The organism is Mucilaginibacter sp. (assembly GCF_025359345.1).
In the GTDB taxonomy this organism is placed as follows: domain Bacteria; phylum Bacteroidota; class Bacteroidia; order Sphingobacteriales; family Sphingobacteriaceae; genus Mucilaginibacter.
The window spans coordinates 80,066-104,045 of record NZ_JANYGQ010000026.1 but is presented as its reverse complement, the minus strand read 5'-3'; the positions used below and the strand labels follow the sequence as shown (position 1 = coordinate 104,045).

The following is a 23,980-nucleotide window of genomic DNA, read 5'->3' as shown; positions in this document are numbered from 1 at the left end:
CAATGGAAATATATTTTATTGTTAAGACACTGTAACAAAACCGTACACTTACCGTACGGATATGCATCATTCGCACACTCATTAATTCAGTATTAAACCATTGATAATCAATATTTTAAATTATCGGCACAGTTTTGAATTAAGAAATCCATGAAAAGTTACGTGTGTGGTTTCGTCGCCCCACCAATGAACTAATGAACCATTGAACTAATGAACTAGCTGCCATGATAAAAAACTATTTTAAAATTGCCTGGAGGAACATTATAAAAAATAAAACCTCGTCACTAATAAATATTGGCGGGCTAGCCGTTGGTATGATGGTAGCCATGCTGATTGGTTTATGGATTTGGGACGAATTGTCATACGATAAGTATCACCAGAACTATGACCGCATAGGACAACTGATGACCACGCAAACCAGCAATGGTGAAACGGGGACTTTTCCTTCAACGGTAGTACCGCTAAGTAATGAATTACGCATAAAGTACCCGGCTGATTTTAAACGCGTCGCCCTTACATGGGAAGGAACACATATACTGGCAATAGGCGCCAAAAAATTATCGCTGAATGGCATGTGGGCCGAACCAGATCTGCCCGCAATACTGTCGTTGGTGATGGTTCAAGGCAATTATAATACTTTTAACGACCCTGCATCAATCCTCCTGTCGGCCTCCGTAGCGAAGGCATTATATGGCGACGCCAACCCTATTAATCAAACCCTTAAGGTTGACAATAAAACCAACCTGAAGGTTGCCGGGGTTTATGAAGATTTGCCGCATAATACCACTTTTAGCCAAACCATGTTTATGATGCCCTGGAAGGATCCGGCAAACTGGTGGAACACGCAAACCACAGCATGGTCTAACCATGGCTGCCATCTTTTTGTAGAACTGAATGCACAAGCTGATTTTGCCAAAGTATCGGCCAAAATAAGGAACATTACCAAGCCTCACTTTAAAATGAATGACGAAACCATGCAGGTGTTCCCCATGGCGAAGTGGCATTTGTACAGCGAATTTCAAAATGGCGTTTCGGTTGGGGGACGTATAAAGTTTACCTGGCTGTTTGGAATAATCGGCGCATTTGTATTGTTACTGGCCTGTATTAATTTTATGAATTTAAGCACAGCCCGCAGCGAGAAAAGAGCCAGGGAAGTGGGCATCCGCAAAGCCATTGGTTCATTAAGGGGGCAGCTTATCAGGCAGTTTTTAAGCGAATCGATGCTGGTTGTGTTTTTAGCTTTTGCGCTAACAATAATATTGATGATACTGGCCGTGCCATACTTTAATACAATAGCAGGCAAAACCGTAAGTATTCCCTGGGGCAGCCCTTTATTTTGGCTGACCGCAGTCACTTTTACTTTCTTAACCGGTATTATATCAGGAAGTTATCCTGCCTTTTACTTGTCGGGTTTTAAACCCATTAAAGTGTTAAAAGGCACTTTCAAAGCCGGCCGTTTAGCCGCGTTGCCACGCAAGGCGCTGGTAGTTGTTCAATTTACAGTGTCGATAGTGTTAATAATAGGCACTATTGTAGTTTACAGGCAAATACAATTTGCCAAAAATATCCCGGTTGGTTATAACCGAAGCGGCCTTATTACAGTTAACATGAATACGCCCGAGATTCATGGCCACTACGATGCTTTGAGAAACGATTTGATTAAAACTGGCGCCGTAGCGGATATGGCAGAATCAAACAGCTCGACTACACAAATATGGTCAAACAACGGGGGCTTTGAATGGCTGGGAAAAACGCCGGGTTTCGACCCTACCTTCGGCACTATTGCCGTTACCCAGGATTTTGGCAATACCATTGGCTGGAAAATAATCGAAGGGCGCGATTTTTCAAGAAATTTCCCTTCGGATACCGGGGCCTTTATTTTAAACGAATCGGCCGTAAAGCTTAGCGGCATTAAAAACCCTGTAGGTAAAATAATGAGGTGGGACGGCAAAGACCACGTTATTACCGGCGTGGTAAAAGATATGATAATGGAGTCGCCTTATAAACAAACAATAGCAACCATTTTTCACATGGAACCGGGATGGGTTAATTTGATTACTGTCCGCATAAATCCAAAAGCAGCTGTCCATGATGCGCTAAGTAAAATTGCTCCTGTATTTCAAAAATATAATCCCGGCAGCCCGTTCGATTTTAAATTTGTTGATGACGAATATGCACGGAAGTTTTCAGACGAGCAGCGCATAGGCGATATTGCTACCGTTTTTGCGGGGCTTGCCATTTTCATTTCGTGCCTGGGGTTATTTGGCATGGCATCGTTTATGGCCGAGCAGCGCATAAAGGAAATTGGCGTGCGTAAGGTGCTCGGTGCTACGGTGTTTAACTTATGGCAATTATTATCAAAAGATTTTGTAGCGTTGGTAGTTATTGCATTGCTTATTGCCACGCCTTTTTCATATTACTTTATGCATAAGTGGCTGTTGGGCTACCAATTTCGCACCCAAATTACCTGGTGGATATTTGCGGTTGCAGGTGTTGGCGCAATGACAATTACATTATTAACGGTTAGCTATCAAAGCATTAAAGCTGCGCTGGCAAACCCGGTAAAGAGTTTGAAGTCAGAGTGATTAGAGACTGGAGGTTAGACATTAGGAAAACCTTCGGCTATGAACCTTAAACTATGAACTTCCACCAATGAACTAATGAACAATTGAACTAATACCATGATAAAAAACTATTTTAAAATTGCCTGGAGAAACCTGCACAAGCATCGTTTTTTTTCATTGGTAAATATTTGCGGCCTGGCAATAGGCGTAGCTGCATTCTGGATTATTGCCTTATACGTAACCGACGAATGGAGCTACGACCGCTATAACGAAAAATCGGACCGTATTTTCCGCGTGGCACAGCATGGCAAATGGGATAACGGCGGCTTTAACCTGGCCATTACCTCGGTACCGTATGCACCGGCGTTAAAGGCCGATTACCCGGAAGTAGAAGAAGCCATCCGCATTGACCAGGAAGGTGGTGGCAAAATAACTTATGGCGATAAGCGGATTGACGCAGGCGACATTTCATATGCAGATGCAGCCATATTTAATGTGTTTACTTACCACTTTTTATCAGGCGACCCGGAAACTGCTTTATCAAAACCAAACTCGATTGTTTTAACAAAAACGCTTGCCGAAAAAATATTTGGCGATGCCACCTATGCCGTTGATAAAACCATCTATTTTGATAAAAACGATGCGCAAACGGTTACCGGGGTAATTAACGACGTGCCTGCAAACTCTACCTTTAAGTTCAGCGCACTGCGGTCGTTTAACGCAAACCTTACCGGCAACTGGCCCGCTGCAAACCTGTTCACTTTTGTTTTACTTAAAAATCACGATGATTATAAAAAGATAGAGGCTAAATCAGGCGCATTTTTCAACAAGTATTTAAAACCCTATTTCGCGGGTGTTAAATACAATATGGAGCTGCAGCCTCTCACCTCAATTCACCTGCACTCGAAGCTCGACTATGAAATGGGTAACAGCGGTAATATTGCCTACATGTACGTATTCAGTGTAGTTGGTCTGCTAATATTGGCCATTGCCATTATAAATTATGTTAACCTGACCACCGCGCGTTCATCAGTACGAATAAAAGAAATAGGCATCCGCAAAGTCATCGGCTCAGGCAAAGCCAATTTAATAATGATGTTCTTTGCCGAATCGATATTGCTGGCTACGCTGGCTACTGTTGCCGGCATGCTTGTAATACAAACCGCTATCCCCTACTTCAATCATTTATCGGGAAAGAGCTTAGACATCTGGTATTTTGGGACGGGCAAATCGCTCTTGATATTCGCCGCCTTCGCCTTTATAGCCGGTATTATCAGTGGTATCTACCCGGCATTGTTCCTGTCGGGATTTAAAACTATTCCCGCGATGAAAGGGCAGTTGGGTAACCAATCGTCAACCATAATATTCAGGAAAGGGCTGGTAGTTTTCCAGTTTGTGATAACTGTTGTAATGATAGTGGGCTCATGCGTAATATACCAGCAGCTGCATTATGTGTTGGAGAAGGATTTAGGCTTCAACAAATCGCAAGTATTAACCTTCCACATTAGCAACAAAGGCGCCCGCGCAAAAACAGAGCAAATTAAAGCGCAATTGCTGCAAAACCCGTTGATACAAAGCGTTGCCGCTGCAGGTAACCCAATCGGCAATAATGATATCGGATCAATGGGTTTTAACATCGGTACCGACGGGCGCAACTCACCGGACACTAAACTGGTTGAGTCGTTAATTATTGATGAAGATTTTATCCCGGCGATGCAGATAAAAATGGTGCAGGGCCGTAATTTCATCAAAGGTGTTTCAGACACGGCTAACCATGCCATCCTTGTAAATGAAACACTGGTAAAAGAGTATGGCTGGAAAAACCCGTTGGGAAAACGCGTGCCTACAGGCGTAGACCATGGCGTGGTACTTTACTCAACCATTGTTGGTGTTACCAACGATTTTAACACTTATTCGCTTCAGCACAAAATAAGCCCGATGGTTTTGAACCTTCCTTACGTCCCGAACGACAAGGATAACCTGTATGTACGCTTAAGCAAAAACAATATCCCTGCAGCAATTAATTACCTGCAGCAGGTTTATGCACAATTTGACCCGGAGAATAAAATCGATTATCACTTCCTCGACCAAAACTTTGCCGCCCAGTACCAATCGGAACAAAAACAGGGCAACCTGCTGCTGATTTTCACGGTGATTGCAATTGCCATAGCTTGTTTGGGACTGTTTGGCCTGGTAACATTTACCGCGCAACAGCGTGTTAAAGAAATCGGCATCCGTAAGGTATTAGGCGCACGCGTAAGCCACATCGTAAACATGCTCGCCAAAGAATTGGTGCTGCTGGTACTGGTCGCTGCGGTTATCGCAACGCCAATTGCCTGGTTTGCCATCAGCAAATGGCTGCAAAGCTTTGCATACAGGGTTGATATACACTGGTGGATATTTTTAGCCGCCGGCATAATAGCAATGCTGATAGCATTTATAACCATCAGCATCCGCTCGGTAAAAGCCGCGCTGACCAACCCTGTGAAGAGCTTGAAAAGTGAGTGATTAGAGACTGGAGATTAGAGGTAAGGAAAATAGTGGCAGTGGGAAGTAGCAGGTATTAACGCATAGGGCGAATGCAATTCGCCCTGTGCGCTATACAATTCCGGCTATGAACCATCCCGCACATGCGGGATTAACCATGAACTTTTCCACCAATGAACAAATGAACTATTGAACCAATGAACTAACATGATAAAAAACTATATAAAAACAGCGTTTCGCACTTTCCGGAAGAACAAATGGTTTACGCTGATCAATACCATCGGGCTGGCAATTGGTATTTGCTCGGCACTGGTAATTTATCTCGTGGCGTATTTCGATCTCACGTTTGATAAATTTGAAACAAACAGCGACCGCATTTATCGCGTGGTTACCAATTTCACCTTTAGCGGCACGCCGGCATATAATCCGGGTGTATGTTCGCCCTTGCCAATGGCTGCAAAAACATCCGTTACCGGCCTCGAATTGGTGGTACCGCTCGATCAGCCCTTATTTCCCGATGTTGAATTGGGGGAAAGTAATCCGGCCCAAAAACAAAAATTCAGGCAGCAAAGGGATATTACTTTTACTACGCCCGATTATTTTAAACTCATTAACTACCAGTGGCTGGCCGGCAACCCCGCGTCATTGAACGAACCATACCACACCGTGCTTACCGCCGACAGGGCGCAGCAATATTTCCCTGGCGAACCTTTACGGCAGATAATCGGCAAAGTAGTGGTTTACGACTCGGTTAAAACCACCGTAACTGGTATAGTGGCGCCGCTGACAGAAAACACCGGCTTCACCTTTCATGATTTTATATCATATAACACCTTATTGACCGACCACGTGCTACGCCAGTCGCTCCGACTCGACAACTGGGGCCGCGCGCAGGTTAAGTCGCAACTTTTTTTACAGCTCGCGCCGGGCGCCAGTGCAACAGCCGTAACCAAACAGCTAAATGCACTGCTGAAACGTAACCTGGATAATACCAACAAACACAAAACCCAGGCTTTCGCGCTGCAGCCGCTTGACGACATCCACTTCAATACAAAATACGGCGGCATTGCCGATTATAATAACAGGGCGAGCAAAAGTGTTATCTATAGCCTGGTAGCAATAGCCGTTTTCCTGCTGCTTTTGGCCTGCATCAACTTTATTAACCTGAGCACCGCGCAGGGTGGCCAGCGGGCAAAAGAGATAGGTATCCGTAAAACGCTCGGCAGCAGCCGCGCACAGTTAGTTTACCAGTTTTTGGGCGAGATATTGCTTATAACCATTGTTGCTTTTGGCATCTCGTTAATGATGACGCCTTATTTACTTAAACTATTTGCCGGGTTCATCCCCGAAGGCATCCACCTTGACCTTGTGCATCAGCAGTTTATCTGGTGGTTCGGCTTATTGCTTATCATCGGCGTAGGGCTGGCTGCGGGCACGTACCCGGCGCTGGTATTGTCGGGTTATAAACCCGTATCGGTCTTAAAAAATCAAACACAGGCACAGGGACAAACACGTAAAACGCTCCTGCGTAAATCGCTTACAGTTTCACAATTTGTGATAGCGCAATTCTTCGTTATTGCCACCGCGATGGTGGGCAAGCAAATTTACTTTGCCCTTCATAAAGACCTCGGATTTAAAAAAGACAACGTTGTTACGTTGAATGCGCCTTTTAAAAACAATTCGGCCCGCCAAAACGCAGCATTGCTTGCACAATTACGGGTAACCCCAGGCATAACCATGGTAAGTATGGGTCACGACGCGCCGGCATCAGACAATACCAGCAGCACAGAGGCCGAATACAAAGACGGCAAAACCACCATCCACATGGATGACCTTGCGATGAAGTTCGGCGACGAGAATTATATCAAACTTTACCATATCCCTTTGCTGGCCGGGCGCAACTTGCTACCCGGCGATGCCAACCATGCATTTTTAGTAAATGAAGCCTTTTTGCACCGCGCCGGCATTCAGCGCCCGCAGGATGCAATAGGTAAGTTCGTCGATAATTTTAACGGCGACCGCCGCATGGAGATAGTTGGCGTAGTTGCCGATTTTGACCAAGGCACGGTTCATGACGTTATCGCACCAATGGCGCTGATGACCAGCCCCGAGGCGAGCATGAGCGGCACTTTCCACATACTGCTTGCCGCAAACAGCGATGAATGGAGCGGCACATTGGCCCGCATCCGCAGCGAATGGCACAGCGTTTATCCAGACGATGCAGACGACTTGCAATTTGTAGATGAGGGTATCGCCCGCCTTTACGACAAGGAACAACATACAGTTACCCTGTTGCAATGGGCAACCGGGCTTTCAATATTGATCAGTTGCATGGGACTGCTGGGCCTCACTATTTTCAATACTGCCCAGCGCACCAAAGAGATTGGCGTACGCAAAGTACTCGGTGCGTCCGTTTCCAGCATTATGTTGTTATTGTCGAAAGAAATTATGCTGCTGATCGTATTGGCATCAGTTATTGCCATACCGGCGGCTGTGTACGCAATAAATTTATGGATGCAGGACTTTGCCCAGCGTACCACCATGAGCTGGTGGGTATTTGCAACTTGCGCAGGCGGCCTTTTGGTGATGGCATTAGCCACCTCTGCATTCCAAACCATCAGGGCAGCATTAGCTAACCCGGTAAAGAGCTTGAGAAGTGAGTGATTAGAGACTGGAGATTATAGGTTAGGGAAATAGTGGCAGAGGGAAGTAGCCGTTATTAATGTAGGGGTGAATTGCATTCGCCCTATGCGCTATACAACTCCGGCCATGAACTATCCCGCACGTGCGGGATTAACTATGAACTGCCTCACCAATGAACTAATGAACTATTGAACTAATAAACTAAAACTATGATACTAAACTACTTCACCATCGGCATGCGTAACCTTCTAAAAAGGAAGGGCTACACCGCGTTAAACATTTTGGGGTTGGCTATAGGAATAGCCTGCTGCCTGCTTATCTTTCAGTATGTATCATACGAACGAAGCTATGATACCTTCCAGGCAAAATCGCCTCAAATTGTGCGTTTGCGTCTCGATCAGAGCAAACAGGGCAAACTGATGTGGCAGTCAGCCACATCATATCCCGGCATCGGCCCGGCCCTGAAACGCGATTACCCCGAAGTAGAAAATTATTGCAGGCTGATTGATGACGAATTGCTACTGAGCAACGACGCCAAACATATAAAATTCTCCGAAACAAAGGGTTATTATGCCGACCCATCGGCAATAAACATGCTGGATGTTCAGCTGCTTAGCGGCAGCGCCGCTTCAGCATTAAAAGGGCCCAACAAAATCATCGTATCGCAAAGCATGGCCAAAAAATATTTTGGAACCGACGATGTGCTGGGTAAAACACTGCTGGCCCGCGGTACGAGGGCAAACGAAACATTTCAAATCGGGGGCGTATTTAAAGATTATCCTTCTAACTCGCATTTGATATTGGATTACATGGTATCGTATGCAACACTTGTGAGCGAGCTGGCCGGTGGTGGCGATAAAACCGACCTGGCCAATACTGCTTTCAACTGGTATGATTTTTACACCTATATACTGCTAAAACCCGGTACCGACGCCCAACAATTCCAGGCTAAACTTTCTGGGTTTACAGATAAGTATATAAATAAGACCGATTATCGAAAGGCAAATAATATAAAAGACAGGCTTTACACTATTCCCTTCCGCGATATTCACCTGCTCTCAAATTACAACCAGGAGGCCGAAGTAAACGGCAGTGGCAGCGCTGTTAATTTTATGTTTTTGATTGGCTTTATCATCCTCGCTATTGCGTGGATAAATTATATCAACCTGTCAACAGCCCGCTCTGTTGAGCGTGCAAAAGAGGTAGGCGTACGCAAAGTGCTGGGTGCAGCTAAAAGCACCCTGATCAGGTTGTTTATGTTCGAAAACATGCTCGTGAACTTTATGGCAATCGTTATCGCTGCAATTGCCGTAGTGACTTTAACCCCATGGTTTAATAGTTTAATGGGGCGCGAAAGTGCTCCAGACTTTTCCATGTCGGCCAAATACTGGCTAATATTTTCAGGGATGTTTTTGGCAGGCACATTGCTTTCGGGTTTGTACCCCGCGTTTATTTTGTCGGGTTATCAGCCGGTGGCGGTTTTGAAAGGTGCCTTTAAAAATACATCAGGCGGCCTGCTGTTACGCAAAAGCCTTATCGTGGTTCAGTTCAGCATCTCCGTTATTTTAATTGCCGGCACCATTATAGTTTACCAGCAGGTAAGTTTTATGCGCAGCCAAAAGCTTGGGGTCGATATTAACCAAACGCTGGTATTAAACGGGGTACAATCCATCAGCGATTCACTGTACTTAAATTCGCTGCAGCCATTTAAGGCTGATTTATTAAAAAACAAGGGAATTAAAAGCATGACCGTGTCCACCAGCGTCATGGGTAAAGAAATTTATTGGACCAACAGTTACCAAAGCCTCGACCATAAGGAGTTAGGCTCCGGCACATTATACCGCTTAGGTGTCGACTATGACTTTCTTTCGCAGTTTAAAATCAAGCTACTTTCCGGCCGGGATTTCTCAAAGGATTTCCCTACCGATAAAAAGGCAGCTATTATAAATGAGAATGCCATGGTGCAACTGGGCTTTAAAAACCCGGACGATGCCATAGGCAGAAAAATTTCAAATGGTGATACCATGACAGTTATTGGGGTGATTCAAAGCTTTCATCACCTCGGCCTGCAAAAACCAATCGATCCGCAGCTGATAACATTACGCCTCGATGCACGCCAGGCCTACTCTATCAAACTACAAACTGCCGATTTAACCAATACCATAGCAAGCGTAAAAACAACCTGGGACAAATACTTCCCCAACGACCCGTTTAACTATTTCTTTTTAGACGACCAGTTTAACACCCAATACAAAAGCGACCAGCAATTTGGCAAAGTGTTTACGCTGTTTGCATCGCTGGCAATACTGATTGCTTGTTTTGGCTTGCTTGGTTTATCAGCATATAACATTTTGCAGCGCACAAAAGAGGTAGGCATCCGCAAAGTACTGGGTGCATCAACCAAAAGCGTGGTATATATTTTATCAAAAGATTTTATGACTCTGGTAGTGATTTCGTTTGTCATTTCAGCCCCTATATCGTGGCTGGTGATGCATAACTGGCTGCAGGGCTTTGCGTATCGCATAAACATCAGCTTATGGGTATTTGCTGCTGCGGATATAATATCGGTAGCTATTGCCTTGTGCACCATAAGCTTCCAGGCAATTAAAGCGGCATTAACAAACCCGGTGAGGAGTTTGAGAAGCGAGTGATTAGAGATTAGAGGTTAGTAAAAAAGTGGCAGTGGGAAGTAGCAGTGGCGGATATTAATGTAGGGGCGAATTGCATTAGCCACATACGACATGCAACTCCGGCTATGAACTATGAACCATCACCCATGAACTAAATAAAACAGGCGATTGACAGTTTGCAGTTGGCGTAAGCGGTTAATGTCCTTTTAGATTAATAAACATATCTGAAAATGGTAAGCAGTGGCTTTTTGGCTGCTGCGTTACCTGCGGCATTAATTCTTTTAACAACAAAACAATGATTAAAAACTATTTAAAAATCGCGTGGAGGAACCTCGTTAAAAACAGGATAGCTTCATTAATTAACATCGGCGGGCTTGCAGTCGGTATGGCTGTTGCTATTATGATTGGCTTATGGATATGGGATGAGTTGTCGTTCGATTCTGGCTTCAAAAACCGCGACCAGATTGCCAGGGTAGATGAATACAATTCTATCAATGGTCATATCGAGATGTGGAACGCGTCGGCCTGGCCGCTGGCACCAACCCTGCGCAGCAAATTTGGCAACTATTTTAAACACGTTATTATAACCTCGTGGACAAACAAGCACCTGCTCACCTATAATAACAGTACGGTTACGCAAAGCGGTAATTATATGGAACCGGCCATTACCGATATGCTTTCGGTAAAAATGTTGAAAGGCAGCGCCTCCAGTTTGAACGACCCCACCTCGATAATACTTTCCGAAAAGGCCGCTAGGGCAATTTTCGGAAACGCGGACCCAATAAATAAGGCAATTAAGATAGACCATGATCTGAACGCCAAGGTTACCGGGGTATATGAAAATTTGCCCGAAAACTCATCATTCGGCGATCTGGAGTTTATAGCTCCTTTTCAAATGCTGGCTATCAACCAGAATTTCCCTGGCCAGTTCAATAATCCCTGGGGCGCCAGTTGGTTCCAGACATTTGTGCAGATTGCCGATAATGCCGACATGGCACAAGTCTCAGCTAAAATTGTAAAAGCAAAACTCGACGACCTTAATAAAACACATAACGGCGACGCCCGTTTCCATTCGCTGCTCTTTTTGCACCCGATGAGCAAATGGTACCTGTACGGCGATTTTAAAGATGGCTTTAACATAGGCGGGCGTATTCAATATGTTTGGCTGTTTGGCATAATAGGCGTTTTTGTGCTGCTGCTGGCCTGCATAAACTTTATGAACCTAAGCACCGCACGGTCAGAAAAACGGGCGCGCGAGGTAGGCATCCGCAAAGCCATCGGCTCGGTGCGCAGCCAGCTTATCGTGCAATTCTACAGCGAATCTATGCTGATTGCGATAGTCGCCTTCATTTTGTCACTGCTTTTAGTACAGTTGTCATTACCTGAATTCAATGCCCTGGCCGGTAAAAAAATGAGCGTCCTGTGGGGCAGCGCAACGTTTTGGCTGCTCGGAATTGCATTTACCTTATTTACAGGATTGATTGCCGGAAGCTATCCAGCCCTGTATTTATCGTCGTTCAGGCCTGTTAAAGTATTAAAAGGTTCGTTCAAAGTTGGCCGGCTCGCAGCCATTCCACGCAAAGTGCTGGTAGTGGTTCAATTTACCGTTTCAATAGTGCTGATTATCGGTACGATTGTAGTATTCCAGCAGATACAATTTGCCAAAGACCGGCCAGTTGGTTACAGCACCGGCAACCTGGTTAACGTTAACCTGCAAACCCCCTCCCTGAACAAGCAATACCTATCCTTAAAAAACGACCTCCTTGCGAGTCGCGCGGTGGTTAATGTTTCAGAATCCGAAAGCCAGATAACCGGAGTATACATTACCAATGGTGGTTTTAAATGGCGGGGAAAAGACCCTGCCTTACAAGAACAATTTAACACCATGGCCGTTACCGCCGATTTTGGACAAACCGTAAACTGGAAAATTATTGCAGGCCGCGATTTTAACGCTGCTTTCCCGTCGGATACTTTAGCCGTTATTATCAACCAGGCAACTGAAAAGCAACTCGGTTTTAAAAACCCGCTGGGTGAAATTATAGACTGGAACGGCAATTACAGCCTGAAGATTATCGGCGTGGTTAACGACATGGTTAACCAATCTGTTTTCGAAACGCCAAGGCCATCGCTGTTTTTTTTGCCAAGGCATTGGTCCAAGATGGGTAACATCAACCTGAAAATCAATCCGCAGGCAAGCGCACATGAAGCGATGGACAAAATAAAGGGCCTCCTTAAAAAATACGACCCGTCCGGCTCATACGCCATAAAGTTTATGGACGAGGACTACGCCACCAAGTTTAACGACGAAGAGCGCATAGGCAAGTTGGCTACTTGCTTTGCCGGCCTGGCCATATTTATCAGCTGCCTCGGCTTGTTCGGCATGGCCACATTTATGTCCGAGCAACGCACCAAAGAGATAGGTGTGCGCAAAGTATTGGGCGCAACCATATTTAGCCTGTGGCAACTGTTATCCAAAGATTTTGTAATGCTGGTAATCATATCGCTGCTGATAGCATCGCCGGTTGCGTATTATTTTATGCACAACTGGCTGCAAAGCTACCAGTACCGTACAGAAATAGCCGGCTGGGTATTTGTGATTGCGGCTGCGGGCGCGATGATAATAACACTGTTAACAGTTAGCTATCAGAGTATAAAAGCCGCGCTGGCAAACCCGGTGAAGAGCCTGAAATCTGAGTGATTAGAGATTAGAGACCAGAGATTAGTTAAAAGCCATTCGGCCAGGAACCATGAACTATCAACCATGAACTAAAATGATAAAAAACTATCTAAAAATTGCGTACCGAAACCTTGTTAAAAACAAGGCGCACTCCCTTATCAACATAACAGGCCTGTCGGTGGGCATGGCTGTTGCCATGCTGATTGGTCTTTGGATTTGGGACGAGTTATCATTTGATAAATACTACAAAAATTACGACAGCATAGTTAGGGTGATGCAAAACCAAACAGCAAATGGTGAAGTCAATTCGTTAAAAGCGATGCCTATCGCCGCCGCTTACGAGCTTCGGCATTCGTATGCCAACGATTTTTCCCATGTCGTTTTATCATCATGGACTAACCCGCACCTCATATCTTTCGGCAACAAAAACATATCATCAGCCGGCAATTACATGGAGCCCGACGCTGCCGAAATGCTTACGCTTGATATGACTATGGGAACAAGGGGCGCCTTAAAAGACCCATCATCCATACTCCTTTCTCAATCGGTAGCAAAAGCTGTTTTTGGCGGTGACAATCCCATTGATCAGATTGTAAAACTTGACGGAACAAACCTAAAGGTGGCGGGCGTTTACCAGGATTTGCCTGCTAACTCCACGTTTAATAACATCGCTTTTATAGCCCCCTGGGAAGTATATGCCAATACAAGCGATGTAAAGGAAGCCAAAACTAACTGGAACGCTAACTCCTTTCAAATTTTTGCAGAGGTAGCCACCACCAAAAGCATAGCACAGGTTTCGTCAAAAATTAAGGATATCAAAATCCGGAACTTAGACGAGGGAGGCAAAAAATCAAACCCGCAAATATTCCTGTTCCCGATGAGCAGGTGGCATTTATACCAGGAATTTAAAAACGGTTTAAGTTCTGGCGGCGGAATTAAATATGTGTGGATGTTTGGTATTATTGGCTTGTTTGTATTAATGCTTGCGGCCATCAATTTTATGAACTTAAGCACCGCCCGCTCCGAAAAACGGGCCAAAGAAGTTGGCATAAGGAAATCCATCGGCTCGCTTAGGGGGCAATTGATCTGGCAATTTTTAAGCGAGTCGTTGTTTATGGCCGGGTTGGCATTTATGGCCGCTTTATTTTTAGTACAACTAACACTCCCTTATTTTAACAACCTTACAGGCAAGCAAATTGCCATCTTATGGACCAGCCCATTGTTTTGGTTAACAGGCATCGGGTTTATGTTTATTAATGGTTTGCTCGCAGGCAGCTACCCTGCTTTCTATCTATCATCCTTTAAACCCGTAAAGGTTTTAAAAGGGGCGTTTAAGGCAGGCAGGTTTGCGGCTGTTCCGCGAAAAGTGCTTACAGTAGTTCAGTTCACTTTTTCTGTCACCATGATTATAGGGACAATTGTAGTTCTGCGACAAATCCAATTTGCAAAAGACCGCCCGATTGGGTACAGTCGCTCAGGCTTAGTTATGGTCAGGCCGTATTCCGAGAATATTCACAAAAATATCCAGGTTATCAGGAACGAATTATTGCAGTCGCGCACGGTGGTAGGTATCGCCGAATCGGGCAACCAGATAACGAAGGGAAGCAGGTCAAGCGGGGGCTTTAACTGGCCGGCAAAAAGTGCGGAGACTGCCGGGGAGTTTGCAACCTTTGCTGTGTCGGCAGAATATGGGCATACCGTTGGCTGGCAGTTTACCAATGGCCGGGATTTTTCAAAATCTTCCCCCTCAGATTCAAGCGGCCTGGTGCTAAACCAGAGCGCGGTTGCGTATATGGGCCTGAAAAATCCTGTGGGCCAGGTTATAACCTGGGACGATAAAAAATTCAGGGTGCTTGGGGTAACAAAAGACATGATCGTTGAATCGCCTTATGATCCCATAAAACCCACTGTTTTTTACATGGTTGATTACGCCGGCGTTGTAAATATCCGTTTTAATCCTAAAATAAGCACAAGTGCAGCATTGAGCAACATTGAAGCTGTTTTTAAAAAATACGCGGCTGCCGATCCATTTGATTACAAATTTGTTGACCAGGAGTATGCTCAAAAATTTGGCGATGAGGAGCGCGTCGGTAAACTAGCGGGCTTCTTCGCCGGCCTGTCTATTTTTATCAGCTGCCTTGGTTTATTTGGCATGGCAACGTTTATGGCCGAACAACGCACCAAAGAAATTGGCGTACGTAAAGTTTTAGGCGCAACCGTGTTTAACCTATGGGGAATGTTATCGAAAGATTTTGTGCTGTTGGTGCTTATATCGCTCATCATTGCCACGCCGGGGGCATATTATTTTATGAATAATTGGCTGCAAAATTACACCTATCATTCCGGTTTATCATGGTGGATATTTGCCGTTACAGCAATCGGAACGCTATTGATAACTCTTTTAACAGTAAGCTATCAAAGTATAAAGGCAGCGCTGGCAAACCCGGTGAAAAGCCTGAAGTCGGAGTGAGGTTAGTCATTGGTAATTAGTCATTAGGTCATTGCCTGTCCCTTTGATAATGCCAACGACAACTGCATCCCACCAATGACCAATGACATAATGACTAATGACCAATAAAATGATAAAGAATTATTTAAAAATCGCGTACCGAAACCTTGTTAAAAACAAGGCGCATTCCCTTATCAACATCACCGGCCTTTCAGTGGGCATGGCGGTTGCCATGCTGATTGGCCTTTGGATCTGGGACGAATTATCATTCGACAAAAATTTCAAAAACTACGACCACCTGGCGCAGATTAAGCAAAACGTTTTGATGAACGGCGAAACGGCCACCGGCACCAGCGTACCATGGCCCATAGGCAGCCAAATAAGCAAAGACTATGGCGATAATTTTAAGGCTGTGAGCATGGCATCGTTCATCTACGGCCACATCGTTGCGCAAGGTGAAAAAAAGCTTAACGTAAGCGGAACATTTTTTGAGCCCCAGGCGCTTGATATGTTTTCGGTAAGCATGCTTAAGGGCGGCAAAACCGCCCTTAGCGACCCTGCATCTATCCTTCTTTCGGCATCAACAGCTAAAGCCTATTTTGGCGATGCCGACCCCATGAATAAGATAATGAAGATTGATAATAGTATGACGGTGAAGGTAACCGGTGTTTACCGGGACTTTCCCTATAACTCTACTTTCAGCGAAGTAAATTTTATTGCGCCATGGGAATTGCTGCAAACCGCACAAGGCATGAAACAACAAAAGGATACCTGGCGGTGTAACTGTTACATGGCATTTGCACAGGTTGAACATAACGTTGAAATGACAAACGCATCGGCAGCGATAAAAGATGTGAAGCTTAGTAAGGTAGATAAAAGCGAATTGAAAGAAAAACCCCAGGTTTTCCTGGACCCGATGAAGAACTGGCATTTATATTCCGATTTTACGAATGGTAAAATTGTTGGCGGCCGCATACAATATGTTTGGCTGTTTGGCATCATCGGCGTGTTTGTGCTGTTGCTGGCTTGCATCAACTTTATGAATTTGAGCACAGCAAAATCCGAAAAGCGCGCCAAAGAGGTAGGTATCCGTAAGGCTATCGGCTCGTCACGCAGCCAACTGATTTACCAGTTCTTTAGCGAATCGTTACTCGTAACTATTTTTGCTTTTATCCTGGCAGTTCTTTTTGTGCAGCTTGGCCTGCCATTTTTTAACGATGTGGCCGGCAAAAAGATGATAGTCCCCTGGAACAACCCGCTGTTCTGGATACTTGGCATTGGCTTTAGCTTAATTACAGGGCTCATCTCGGGGAGCTACCCGGCGTTATACCTTTCGTCATTTAAACCGGTAAAAGTATTAAAAGGCACATTTAAAGTTGGACGGCTGGCAGCTATCCCGCGCAAGGCACTGGTAGTAACGCAGTTTGTTGTGTCAGTTACGCTTATAATTGGTACCATAGTGGTTTACCGGCAAATTCAATTTGCAAAAAATCGCCCGGTAGGTTACAGCCGTGATGGCGTTATGATGCTGTCGATGGTAGGCGACGACGTTCATAAGCAGTTTGCAGCAGTTAAAGATGAATTATCTAAAACAGGTGCAATTGCCAGCATTGCCGAAGCAGGCAGCCCTACAACCGCCGTATATTCAACCAATGCCGGTTTCGACTGGAAAGGAAAAGACCCAACACTTGCCGTTGATTTCCCTAACATTGATGTAACGCCTGACTACGGCAAAACCGTGGGCTGGCAGTTTAAAGATGGCCGCGACTTTTCAGCGCAGTTTTTAACCGACTCGGCGGCTTTTGTTCTTAATGAAACGGCAGCAAAATTTATGGGCCTTAAACACCCGGTTGGCGAAACCATACATTGGGACGGCGCACCCTATAAGGTGATTGGGGTTATTAAAGATATGGTTGTCGAGTCGCCATACGAGCCCGTAAGGCCCATGCTATACCATATGATGCGGGGGAGCGGCAATGTCGTTATACTTAAAATCAATCCAAAAATGAGTACCAGCGAGGCTATCGAAAAAATAGCGCCGGTTTTTAAAAGATACAACCCTGCGCAGCCGTTTGACTACCAGTTTGCTGATACCGAATACGCCAAAAAATTCGGTAACGAAGAACGCATTGGCAAACTTGCAAGCTTTTTTGCTACCCTGGCCATCTTCATTAGTTGCCTGGGCTTGTTCGGTATGGCATCGTTTATGGCCGAACAGCGCATTAAGGAAATTGGTGTGCGCAAGGTGTTAGGCGCATCGGTATTTACACTATGGAAGCTGCTATCAAAAGATTTTGTGATCCTGGTTACCATCGCGTTGGTTATTGCAACCCCGGTTGGTTATTACTTTATGCACAGCTGGCTTCAAAAATATTCCTACAGGTCTGACATTTCAGCGTGGATTTTCATTGTAACCGCTGCTGGTGCTATGGTCATTACTTTGTTAACGGTAAGTTACCAAAGCATAAAGGCGGCATTGATGAACCCGGTAAAAAGTCTTAAAAGTGAGTAGGAAGCGAGAATTGGCAATAGCAGTTTTTTGTAGGGGCGAATTGCATTCGCCTTATTCACCAAACTATAAATCCCATCCGGCTACGAACCATCCCGCACGTGCGGGATCAACCATAAACTAAAAAAGAGCTTGAGTTTCAAACATCGGAGCTTGAGATTTAGTTAAATGCGCCCGGAGATGAGATACCGGGCGCTTTTTTATTTGCCCTGTTGAAACTAATCTCTAATCTCCGGTCTCTAATCAACCAACAGCTGCTTTTTTTATATTTGAAGAAATCATCTCACATCTAAAATCTAAAACCATGTGGATTTGTCCCTTATGCCAACAGCAATTTGTAAATACCAACCAGGTGCACTCGTGCCGTGACAAGGAGCTGGCCGATTTTTTTGCAGGAAAATCTGAACATACCATTGCCCTGTTTAACCATTTTGTAGATGAATACAGGCAAATTGGCGATGTACGGCTACACCCGGCAAAATCAATGATAAGTTTTGCGGCGCGTACAAGGTTTGCCTATGTTATACAGCTTGGTAAAAACTTTATCGATGTGGTGTTCCCGTTTAAACAGCCATATGAAGATAATTTATGCTTCAATAAAATAAAGCCGGTAACTGGCAGCAATGACTACAACCATCATTTCAGGATGTATTTTATTGAAGACATAAACGACGAAGTACGGAAGTATATGAGGATGGCTTATGAAATTGGCAGTTAGGAAATATTCATGTCAGGCAGCTTCCTGTCTTTTACTACTATGTAAACATTTTTTTTACACTCGCTGCAGCAATAAATTTTAATTGGTATAAAAAAGAATACGTAGCGTAAAACCCAGTTGCGTTTTACCCTGCCCTGGAAATTACCGGCACATACGGGACACCTTAAAGATGATTTTTTCATATCCTGTTTTTTAAATAGGTCCTCAAAACTGATAATTTAAGCGATGTTGCAATTAAGCACATTATAAAAAACTCACTTTAAGTTTATAGTAACACCCTGGCCTGTAGGGCAATACCGGCTTATACTTTTTCGTATTTTGCTTCTTCGGCATCCGTTATCCAAACATAGCGGCGCCTGTTACATTTTGCACAGAAATAGATCTTAACCGGCAAAAAGAATAATACCTTCCGCATAAACCAGCTTTGCGGGATTGCAAAATGGAATATCGCCCGGCATCTGCCACAAACAAGATATTGCTTTTTCATAATAAACATCCTTCTCAAAAGTGATGTTTATACGCGGGGCGGTAAATACCAAGTGGTTTGTATTTTCCAGAGAGCGAAAAGAAAAGAGGCGAACTTATAGTCCGATGGCGCTAAACCCTTTGGTATTTTTTTTCATTTTCGTCCGACATCCAAAGGTAGCGTCGCTTATTACACTTGGCGCAGAAATATATTTTTACAGGTAGAAAAAACAGGATATTTTTCAAAAACCATCCTTTAGGAATTGAAAAATGAAAAACGGCACGGCACTTATGGCATATAAGAATTGGCTTTGGCATGATATTTTAATTACGAGAATTAATATCACGCGGTTGTCCGTCCTTATCAAATATTTTAGATAAACTTAAAATACGCCAACAGATAGCTCATCTTTTAAGCAACTCTTCTACTAAAATGCCGTTTATTTTCATCCCCGTTAAATTACAATCGCTGATGTTTACGTTGCTCAGGTCGCAATCAGTGATAGTGCTGCCGTTTAAATCGCAGTTTTCAAATTTCAATGGGCGTTGTTTGGCCGCGGGGTCGTAAGCCGGGTGCCCTTTTGGCGGCATGCCGATGTTATGAATATAGGCTCCACCAAGCTGCGCGCCTTCAATTTCAAGATCGCTTAAATTAGCGTCAACAATTTTTACGCCTGTAGCGCTCACGTCCTGTATATGGGCATTGTTTATACAAAACTCGCGGAACTTTGAGTCGTTAAGGTTCGACCATTTTACATTCAGTATTTTCCTGGTTTCAAAAAGTTCAAGGTGCTCGTCATTAGGTTCTGCCTGTGCGTTGTTTGCCATGTTATTATTTTTTATTTTATCAAAAATAAGGCTTAAATAAGTATGCGGCAAAGTGTGAAAACGCCATATTAAGGGTGTTTGTACGCCATAATAATTCTATAAAAGCAGCTTTTGGATAACCGGCCAAACGTTGTCGGCAATAACTTTATAACCATCAACATTGGGATGCAGCTTATCGGGCAGGTTAAGGTTGCGCACGCCGGCAACGCCGTCTAAAAAGAATGGCACGAGGCTTATATTGTTTGCAGCAGCCAGGGTGGTAAAAATTTGCATAAACTGCCCGGCCACCGGGCTATGCAAAAAAACAGGCATCTGCATACCCATAATGGCCATTTTTGCGTTCGGATATTTTGCTTTTACCTTATCAATTATGGTCTGCAGGTTATTTTTAGTGGTTAGCGGCGCCATACCCCTGATAACATCATTTATCCCCAACTCCAACACAAATACACTTACCGGCTGATTTAGCCAGTAATCGATGCGCTGCAAGCCACCTGCCGACGTATCGCCGCTAAGGCCTGCATTTACAACCCGGTAACCAAGCCCTGCTGCAGTAATTTTTTGGCCGATTATAGCCGGAAAAGATTCGGCGGCGGCATTGGCAAGACCATAACCGGCAGTAAGGCTATCGCCAAAAAACAAAATGTTTTGCATAGTTAATTAACTGCTTTTAAGGGTTAATGTTCGGAATAAAAATTTATTTTAAAAAAACACTTGACTCTTACCCTACGTCATACCATAGCTTTGTGATTAAATAATGAAATAAGTAAAATGAAAGGGAACTATTCGGTAAAACAATTGGCCAAACTTGCCGGGGTAAGTGTGCGCACACAAAGCTACCCGGTTTATTATCTATTTACATTGACAAATATCAATAATTAACCGTTTGCTGTATTTATTGTGATTGTTGCCCTCGCTGTTTATATTAGTACCCGAAATGAAAGTCCATAACCTTCACCCTTTAAAATTCTTCGCCTTTTTTATACTGATCCTTATTTTGCAAGGCTGTACCAGCGAACCGGGGGTATGGAAAAACGAAAAAATAAATGGAGGGGTTAAGGCCGATTTCCATGCACGTAATGACGAGCTAATTGGCTATATAAAACTGCATCAAATAAAAAAAGTAAAGTGGTTCCTCTCGCGCGAACTAAACCAGGACAACAGCACAGAATCATTGGTTGAGCATTTAAGTAACCGCTTTAACGACAACAAGTACCAGTTGCTTGACGAATATTACCTGGTTAACAAATACATCGACGCCGATACGGTAAAAGCAGCCGGAACTGACATCAATGCTCACAGCCTTACATTCACGGAACCGGCGCGCGAAATGTATATTTCGACATTCCTGCCAAAAGGTGGCGAAAATAAATACCTCATCAGCATTGTTTATTCAAAGCTCAACTATGGCTGGCGCGTTACCGGGCTCGAAGCTGAACCATATACCTTTAATGGTGAAACCTGCCCCGAACTTTTCAACGAGGCAAAGGCCGCATACAACAAAGGCTACCTCATAGATGCAGTAAATACTGCGGCGCTTGCCGTCACTTGTAACCAGCCAATGTCTGCCTGGCAATATGCCGTACAAGACAGTCTCGGCGATTTTTATAACCGGATTCTTGCGCTGGCTAATGAAAAATACAAGTTCCCATATGTATTAAATGAGCTGCCAACCAAACCCCGGATTTTCAGGGTGTTTAACCAAACCGACGACCGTGGCTCGTTCCCGATGATCCATTATTTAACTACCATCCCCCTGAAAGACACCGTTGCCCTGAAAAAAGAAAATGCACAAATAAGAAAAGTTATAGGCAAGATTATGCCGGGGATTGACAAAGACAAAAAGTATGTGCTCTATTCTGCCTTCAAAGAGAAACCCGTGAGCACACGGGAGGTAGACCGCTTTGAAATGACCGATAAATTGCAGTAACCAAAGGTTACTTTGCAGCCTCAGTTTTAAGCGCTACAGCCAGTTCATCAGCATTGTTAACCACCTTAGCAATCAATCCGTTTTTATCCACCACATAATGTGTTGGGTATTCGTTTGTGCCTAATTGTTTCTCAATATACGATTCCGGAACGTGAGCCAGTGCGTACTTAAATACATGAGTTTTCATAAAGGTTTTCAATTTGTCCACTGGATCGAAGGCGAGACTTACAAAAACAATGTCCTTCCGGTTTTTATATTGGTCGACCAGGTTATTTAGCGCAGGTATTTCTTCATTGCAGGCCTGGCAATGCAAAAACCAGCATTTTATCACTACGATTTTACCTTTGGTATTCCGGCTGTTATAAACCTCGCCATTAATGCCTGTATAGTTTAAACCCGGCAGCTTTTTGCCCTCCATTTTAAAGTGCTTGTACCCGTTTTGCCCATAGCTCTGAAGCACTGAGTGTACATCCTCACTAACGTTAGGGGCCAACTTGTGTAGTTGATAGTAATTGCCGCTTTTGGAATGAAGCCGCATCGGCAGGTAATTACCTGTAGCAAACTGCCTGAAAAACTCATTCTTACTTATTGGTTGACCGGAAGTATTATAAGCCTTAAAATCTTCGGATGTTTTTAAATAATCGCGGTTGTAGTAGGCCAGGCTAATTCCATCTTTTAAAATTTTAGCCGGGTCGCCAACGGGGTTGCCAGAGAGCGTGCCCTGGGCGGTGGCAAAATGGACGGTAAAGAGAAACACGATGATTGAAAGCAAAGTTTTCATAGTGGTTTTAGAATTGGTTAATTAAATATATCCAAATAAATTTAACTCGATAGCCCAAGTCCTGCTATTAACTAAGAACTATGAACTTTTTCACCTCATCACCCCCGCATTAAAATCAACCAGCAATTTAAACAAATGGTTATACTCATTCAGCGGCAAGGTCCTACTGATATCAAAAACATCATGATAGGCTTTTATTCCTCCCATGGTGTACAGGTAAAATGCAGGCACACCTTTTTCGGTAAAGGGGTAATGGTCGCTGTTAGGTGCTTTACCGCGTGAGTATACTTTAACCAGGTAATGCCCGGTGGTATTGGCCTGTTTCATCAAGTCAAATTCCCTGGGGAATACGGTGGCATTTACCACGGTTATGCCTTCTTCACCTGTTCCCTCTAAATCAAGGTTTATTAAAAAGCGAATACTGGTTAACGGGATAAGCGGGTGTTCCGCAAAATACATCGAGCCCAGCAAACCGGCTTCCTCGCCCGAAAAACATATAAACGCCATGGAATAGCGCTGCGGGTGTGCCGCATAATATTTGGCCAAACTAAGCAACTGGCTCACTCCGCTGGCATTATCATTAGCGCCGGGGAAATAAGTATCGGCGCCCATACCGCCCAGATGGTCGTAATGGGCGGTTATCACCAAAAATGAATCGGGCTTTGCCGTGCCGCGTACAAAGGCACAAACATTGCCGGTTTTAAAGCCGGCTATAAATTTATTTTCAATATCTACGTTAACAGTGGCAGGCGGTTGGGTCAAAGCCTTTTTATCTACCAGTATACCCGTGTAATCAGCTGCCTTTTGTTCAACCGACCAGGTGAGCTTATCCTGCAATACCACTACAATGCGGTTATTGGGGTTTACAAAGGATACGCTGTCGCTTTTTACAAGATCGCCGCTGCCCTTTATACCTTTACTTTCGGGACTTACAATAAAATCGCGGCCAGGTTTTAGGGCGATGCCGTTGATGGACACCTTCATTTTACCGGGAAAGGTATTGGCATCGTAGCTAAAGGGCTGCACAAAATCTTTTCCGTCAAGAGGCTTTAAACCGAAACTTTTAAACTCGTTGGTTATAAATTTTGCTGCTTTGCCCACGCCATCTTTGGTATAACCACGGCCCCAGAAGTAAGGTGAGGTCAAGGTATCAACAATCCTACGAGCGTATAAAGAATCCTGCGCAAACAGGGTTCGGATTGATAACAGCAGCAGTAAGGTTAACTTAAATTTCATTTAGGTGATAGTCGGTAGGGCAAGGTAGTAAAATATAATCAAAAGGTAATTGGGAATACATTC

15 protein-coding genes are annotated in these 23,980 nt (G+C 44.3%); 9 read left to right on the top strand and 6 right to left on the bottom strand.

Translation table 11 applies throughout. The annotated features are described in order from the left end of the window. The first annotated feature begins 224 nt into the window (after positions 1-224). The 8 genes from Q0R52_RS16870 (at position 225) to Q0R52_RS16835 (ending at position 18,677) form a co-directional block, all read left to right on the top strand. Positions 225-2,585 (top strand): ABC transporter permease, encoded by a 2,361-nt coding sequence (locus Q0R52_RS16870; RefSeq protein WP_295796334.1) that lies wholly within the window; start codon positions 225-227, stop codon positions 2,583-2,585. 96 nt (positions 2,586-2,681) lie between these two features. After that, positions 2,682-5,072: an ABC transporter permease gene (locus tag Q0R52_RS16865; RefSeq protein ID WP_295796332.1), complete on the top strand. Its 2,391-nt coding sequence runs from the start codon at positions 2,682-2,684 to the stop codon at positions 5,070-5,072. 186 nt (positions 5,073-5,258) lie between these two features. Further along, entirely contained in the window at positions 5,259-7,715 is a 2,457-nt protein-coding gene (locus Q0R52_RS16860; RefSeq protein ID WP_295796330.1) for an FtsX-like permease family protein, read from the top strand. Between the two features lie 188 nt (positions 7,716-7,903). Next, on the top strand, positions 7,904-10,345 hold the full coding sequence (locus tag Q0R52_RS16855; RefSeq protein WP_295796328.1) for an ABC transporter permease: 2,442 nt from the start codon (positions 7,904-7,906) through the stop codon (positions 10,343-10,345). 274 nt (positions 10,346-10,619) lie between these two features. Then, positions 10,620-13,022, top strand: a complete 2,403-nt coding sequence (locus tag Q0R52_RS16850) for an ABC transporter permease (protein ID WP_295796326.1) — start codon at positions 10,620-10,622, stop codon at positions 13,020-13,022. Between the two features lie 73 nt (positions 13,023-13,095). After that, entirely contained in the window at positions 13,096-15,471 is a 2,376-nt protein-coding gene (locus Q0R52_RS16845) for an ABC transporter permease (protein WP_295796324.1), read from the top strand. A 109-nt stretch (positions 15,472-15,580) separates the two neighbouring features. Then, a complete protein-coding gene (locus tag Q0R52_RS16840) occupies positions 15,581-17,962 on the top strand; it encodes an ABC transporter permease (protein ID WP_295796323.1) in 2,382 nt (793 codons plus the stop codon). 301 nt (positions 17,963-18,263) lie between these two features. Then, on the top strand, positions 18,264-18,677 hold the full coding sequence (locus Q0R52_RS16835; protein WP_295796322.1) for a DUF5655 domain-containing protein: 414 nt from the start codon (positions 18,264-18,266) through the stop codon (positions 18,675-18,677). Here Q0R52_RS16835 and Q0R52_RS16830 read toward each other — a convergent pair. The 4 genes from Q0R52_RS16830 to Q0R52_RS16815 all read right to left on the bottom strand — a co-directional run bounded on the left by Q0R52_RS16830 (position 18,674) and on the right by Q0R52_RS16815 (position 20,624). Next, complete coding sequence (locus Q0R52_RS16830) at positions 18,674-18,859, bottom strand: hypothetical protein (protein ID WP_295796321.1); 186 nt, start codon at positions 18,857-18,859, stop codon at positions 18,674-18,676. The two genes, Q0R52_RS16835 and Q0R52_RS16830, sit on opposite strands and share 4 nt — an antisense overlap. Positions 18,860-18,978: 119 nt before the next feature. After that, the gene (locus Q0R52_RS16825; RefSeq protein ID WP_295796320.1) at positions 18,979-19,164 is read right to left on the bottom strand and encodes a hypothetical protein; all 186 of its coding nucleotides are present in this window, start codon (positions 19,162-19,164) and stop codon (positions 18,979-18,981) included. A 383-nt stretch (positions 19,165-19,547) separates the two neighbouring features. Beyond that, the gene (locus tag Q0R52_RS16820) at positions 19,548-19,970 is read right to left on the bottom strand and encodes a pentapeptide repeat-containing protein (RefSeq protein ID WP_295796318.1); all 423 of its coding nucleotides are present in this window, start codon (positions 19,968-19,970) and stop codon (positions 19,548-19,550) included. Positions 19,971-20,066: 96 nt separating this feature from the next. Next, positions 20,067-20,624 carry an arylesterase gene (locus tag Q0R52_RS16815; RefSeq protein ID WP_295796317.1) on the bottom strand — a complete coding sequence of 186 codons (558 nt, stop codon included), beginning with the start codon at positions 20,622-20,624 and terminating at the stop codon, positions 20,067-20,069. Positions 20,625-20,907: 283 nt separating this feature from the next. Between Q0R52_RS16815 and Q0R52_RS16810 the strand changes: the two genes are divergently transcribed. Continuing rightward, a complete protein-coding gene (locus Q0R52_RS16810) occupies positions 20,908-21,900 on the top strand; it encodes a hypothetical protein (protein ID WP_295796315.1) in 993 nt (330 codons plus the stop codon). A gap of 7 nt (positions 21,901-21,907) precedes the next feature. Here Q0R52_RS16810 and Q0R52_RS16805 read toward each other — a convergent pair whose 3' ends face one another. Next, the gene (locus Q0R52_RS16805; protein WP_295796313.1) at positions 21,908-22,681 is read right to left on the bottom strand and encodes a TlpA disulfide reductase family protein; all 774 of its coding nucleotides are present in this window, start codon (positions 22,679-22,681) and stop codon (positions 21,908-21,910) included. A 90-nt stretch (positions 22,682-22,771) separates the two neighbouring features. After that, positions 22,772-23,917, bottom strand: coding sequence for a M28 family peptidase (locus Q0R52_RS16800; RefSeq protein WP_295796311.1), 1,146 nt, complete (start codon positions 23,915-23,917; stop codon positions 22,772-22,774). Positions 23,918-23,980 lie beyond the last annotated feature (63 nt).

Excerpts from the sequence above, each read along its gene's own strand:
- Q0R52_RS16800 (WP_295796311.1), bottom strand. The coding sequence starts at position 23,917 with ATGAAATTTAAGTTAACCTTACTGCTGCTGTTATCAATCCGAACCCTG.
- Q0R52_RS16865 (WP_295796332.1), top strand. The coding sequence starts at position 2,682 with ATGATAAAAAACTATTTTAAAATTGCCTGGAGAAACCTGCACAAGCAT.
- Q0R52_RS16860 (WP_295796330.1), top strand. The coding sequence starts at position 5,259 with ATGATAAAAAACTATATAAAAACAGCGTTTCGCACTTTCCGGAAGAAC.
- Q0R52_RS16835 (WP_295796322.1), top strand. The coding sequence starts at position 18,264 with ATGTGGATTTGTCCCTTATGCCAACAGCAATTTGTAAATACCAACCAG.
- Q0R52_RS16815 (WP_295796317.1), bottom strand. The coding sequence starts at position 20,624 with ATGCAAAACATTTTGTTTTTTGGCGATAGCCTTACTGCCGGTTATGGT.
- Q0R52_RS16870 (WP_295796334.1), top strand. The coding sequence starts at position 225 with ATGATAAAAAACTATTTTAAAATTGCCTGGAGGAACATTATAAAAAAT.
- Q0R52_RS16805 (WP_295796313.1), bottom strand. The coding sequence starts at position 22,681 with ATGAAAACTTTGCTTTCAATCATCGTGTTTCTCTTTACCGTCCATTTT.
- Q0R52_RS16830 (WP_295796321.1), bottom strand. The coding sequence starts at position 18,859 with ATGAAAAAATCATCTTTAAGGTGTCCCGTATGTGCCGGTAATTTCCAG.
- Q0R52_RS16850 (WP_295796326.1), top strand. The coding sequence starts at position 10,620 with ATGATTAAAAACTATTTAAAAATCGCGTGGAGGAACCTCGTTAAAAAC.
- Q0R52_RS16820 (WP_295796318.1), bottom strand. The coding sequence starts at position 19,970 with ATGGCAAACAACGCACAGGCAGAACCTAATGACGAGCACCTTGAACTT.
- Q0R52_RS16840 (WP_295796323.1), top strand. The coding sequence starts at position 15,581 with ATGATAAAGAATTATTTAAAAATCGCGTACCGAAACCTTGTTAAAAAC.
- Q0R52_RS16825 (WP_295796320.1), bottom strand. The coding sequence starts at position 19,164 with ATGAAAAAGCAATATCTTGTTTGTGGCAGATGCCGGGCGATATTCCAT.
- Q0R52_RS16810 (WP_295796315.1), top strand. The coding sequence starts at position 20,908 with ATGAAAGTCCATAACCTTCACCCTTTAAAATTCTTCGCCTTTTTTATA.
- Q0R52_RS16845 (WP_295796324.1), top strand. The coding sequence starts at position 13,096 with ATGATAAAAAACTATCTAAAAATTGCGTACCGAAACCTTGTTAAAAAC.
- Q0R52_RS16855 (WP_295796328.1), top strand. The coding sequence starts at position 7,904 with ATGATACTAAACTACTTCACCATCGGCATGCGTAACCTTCTAAAAAGG.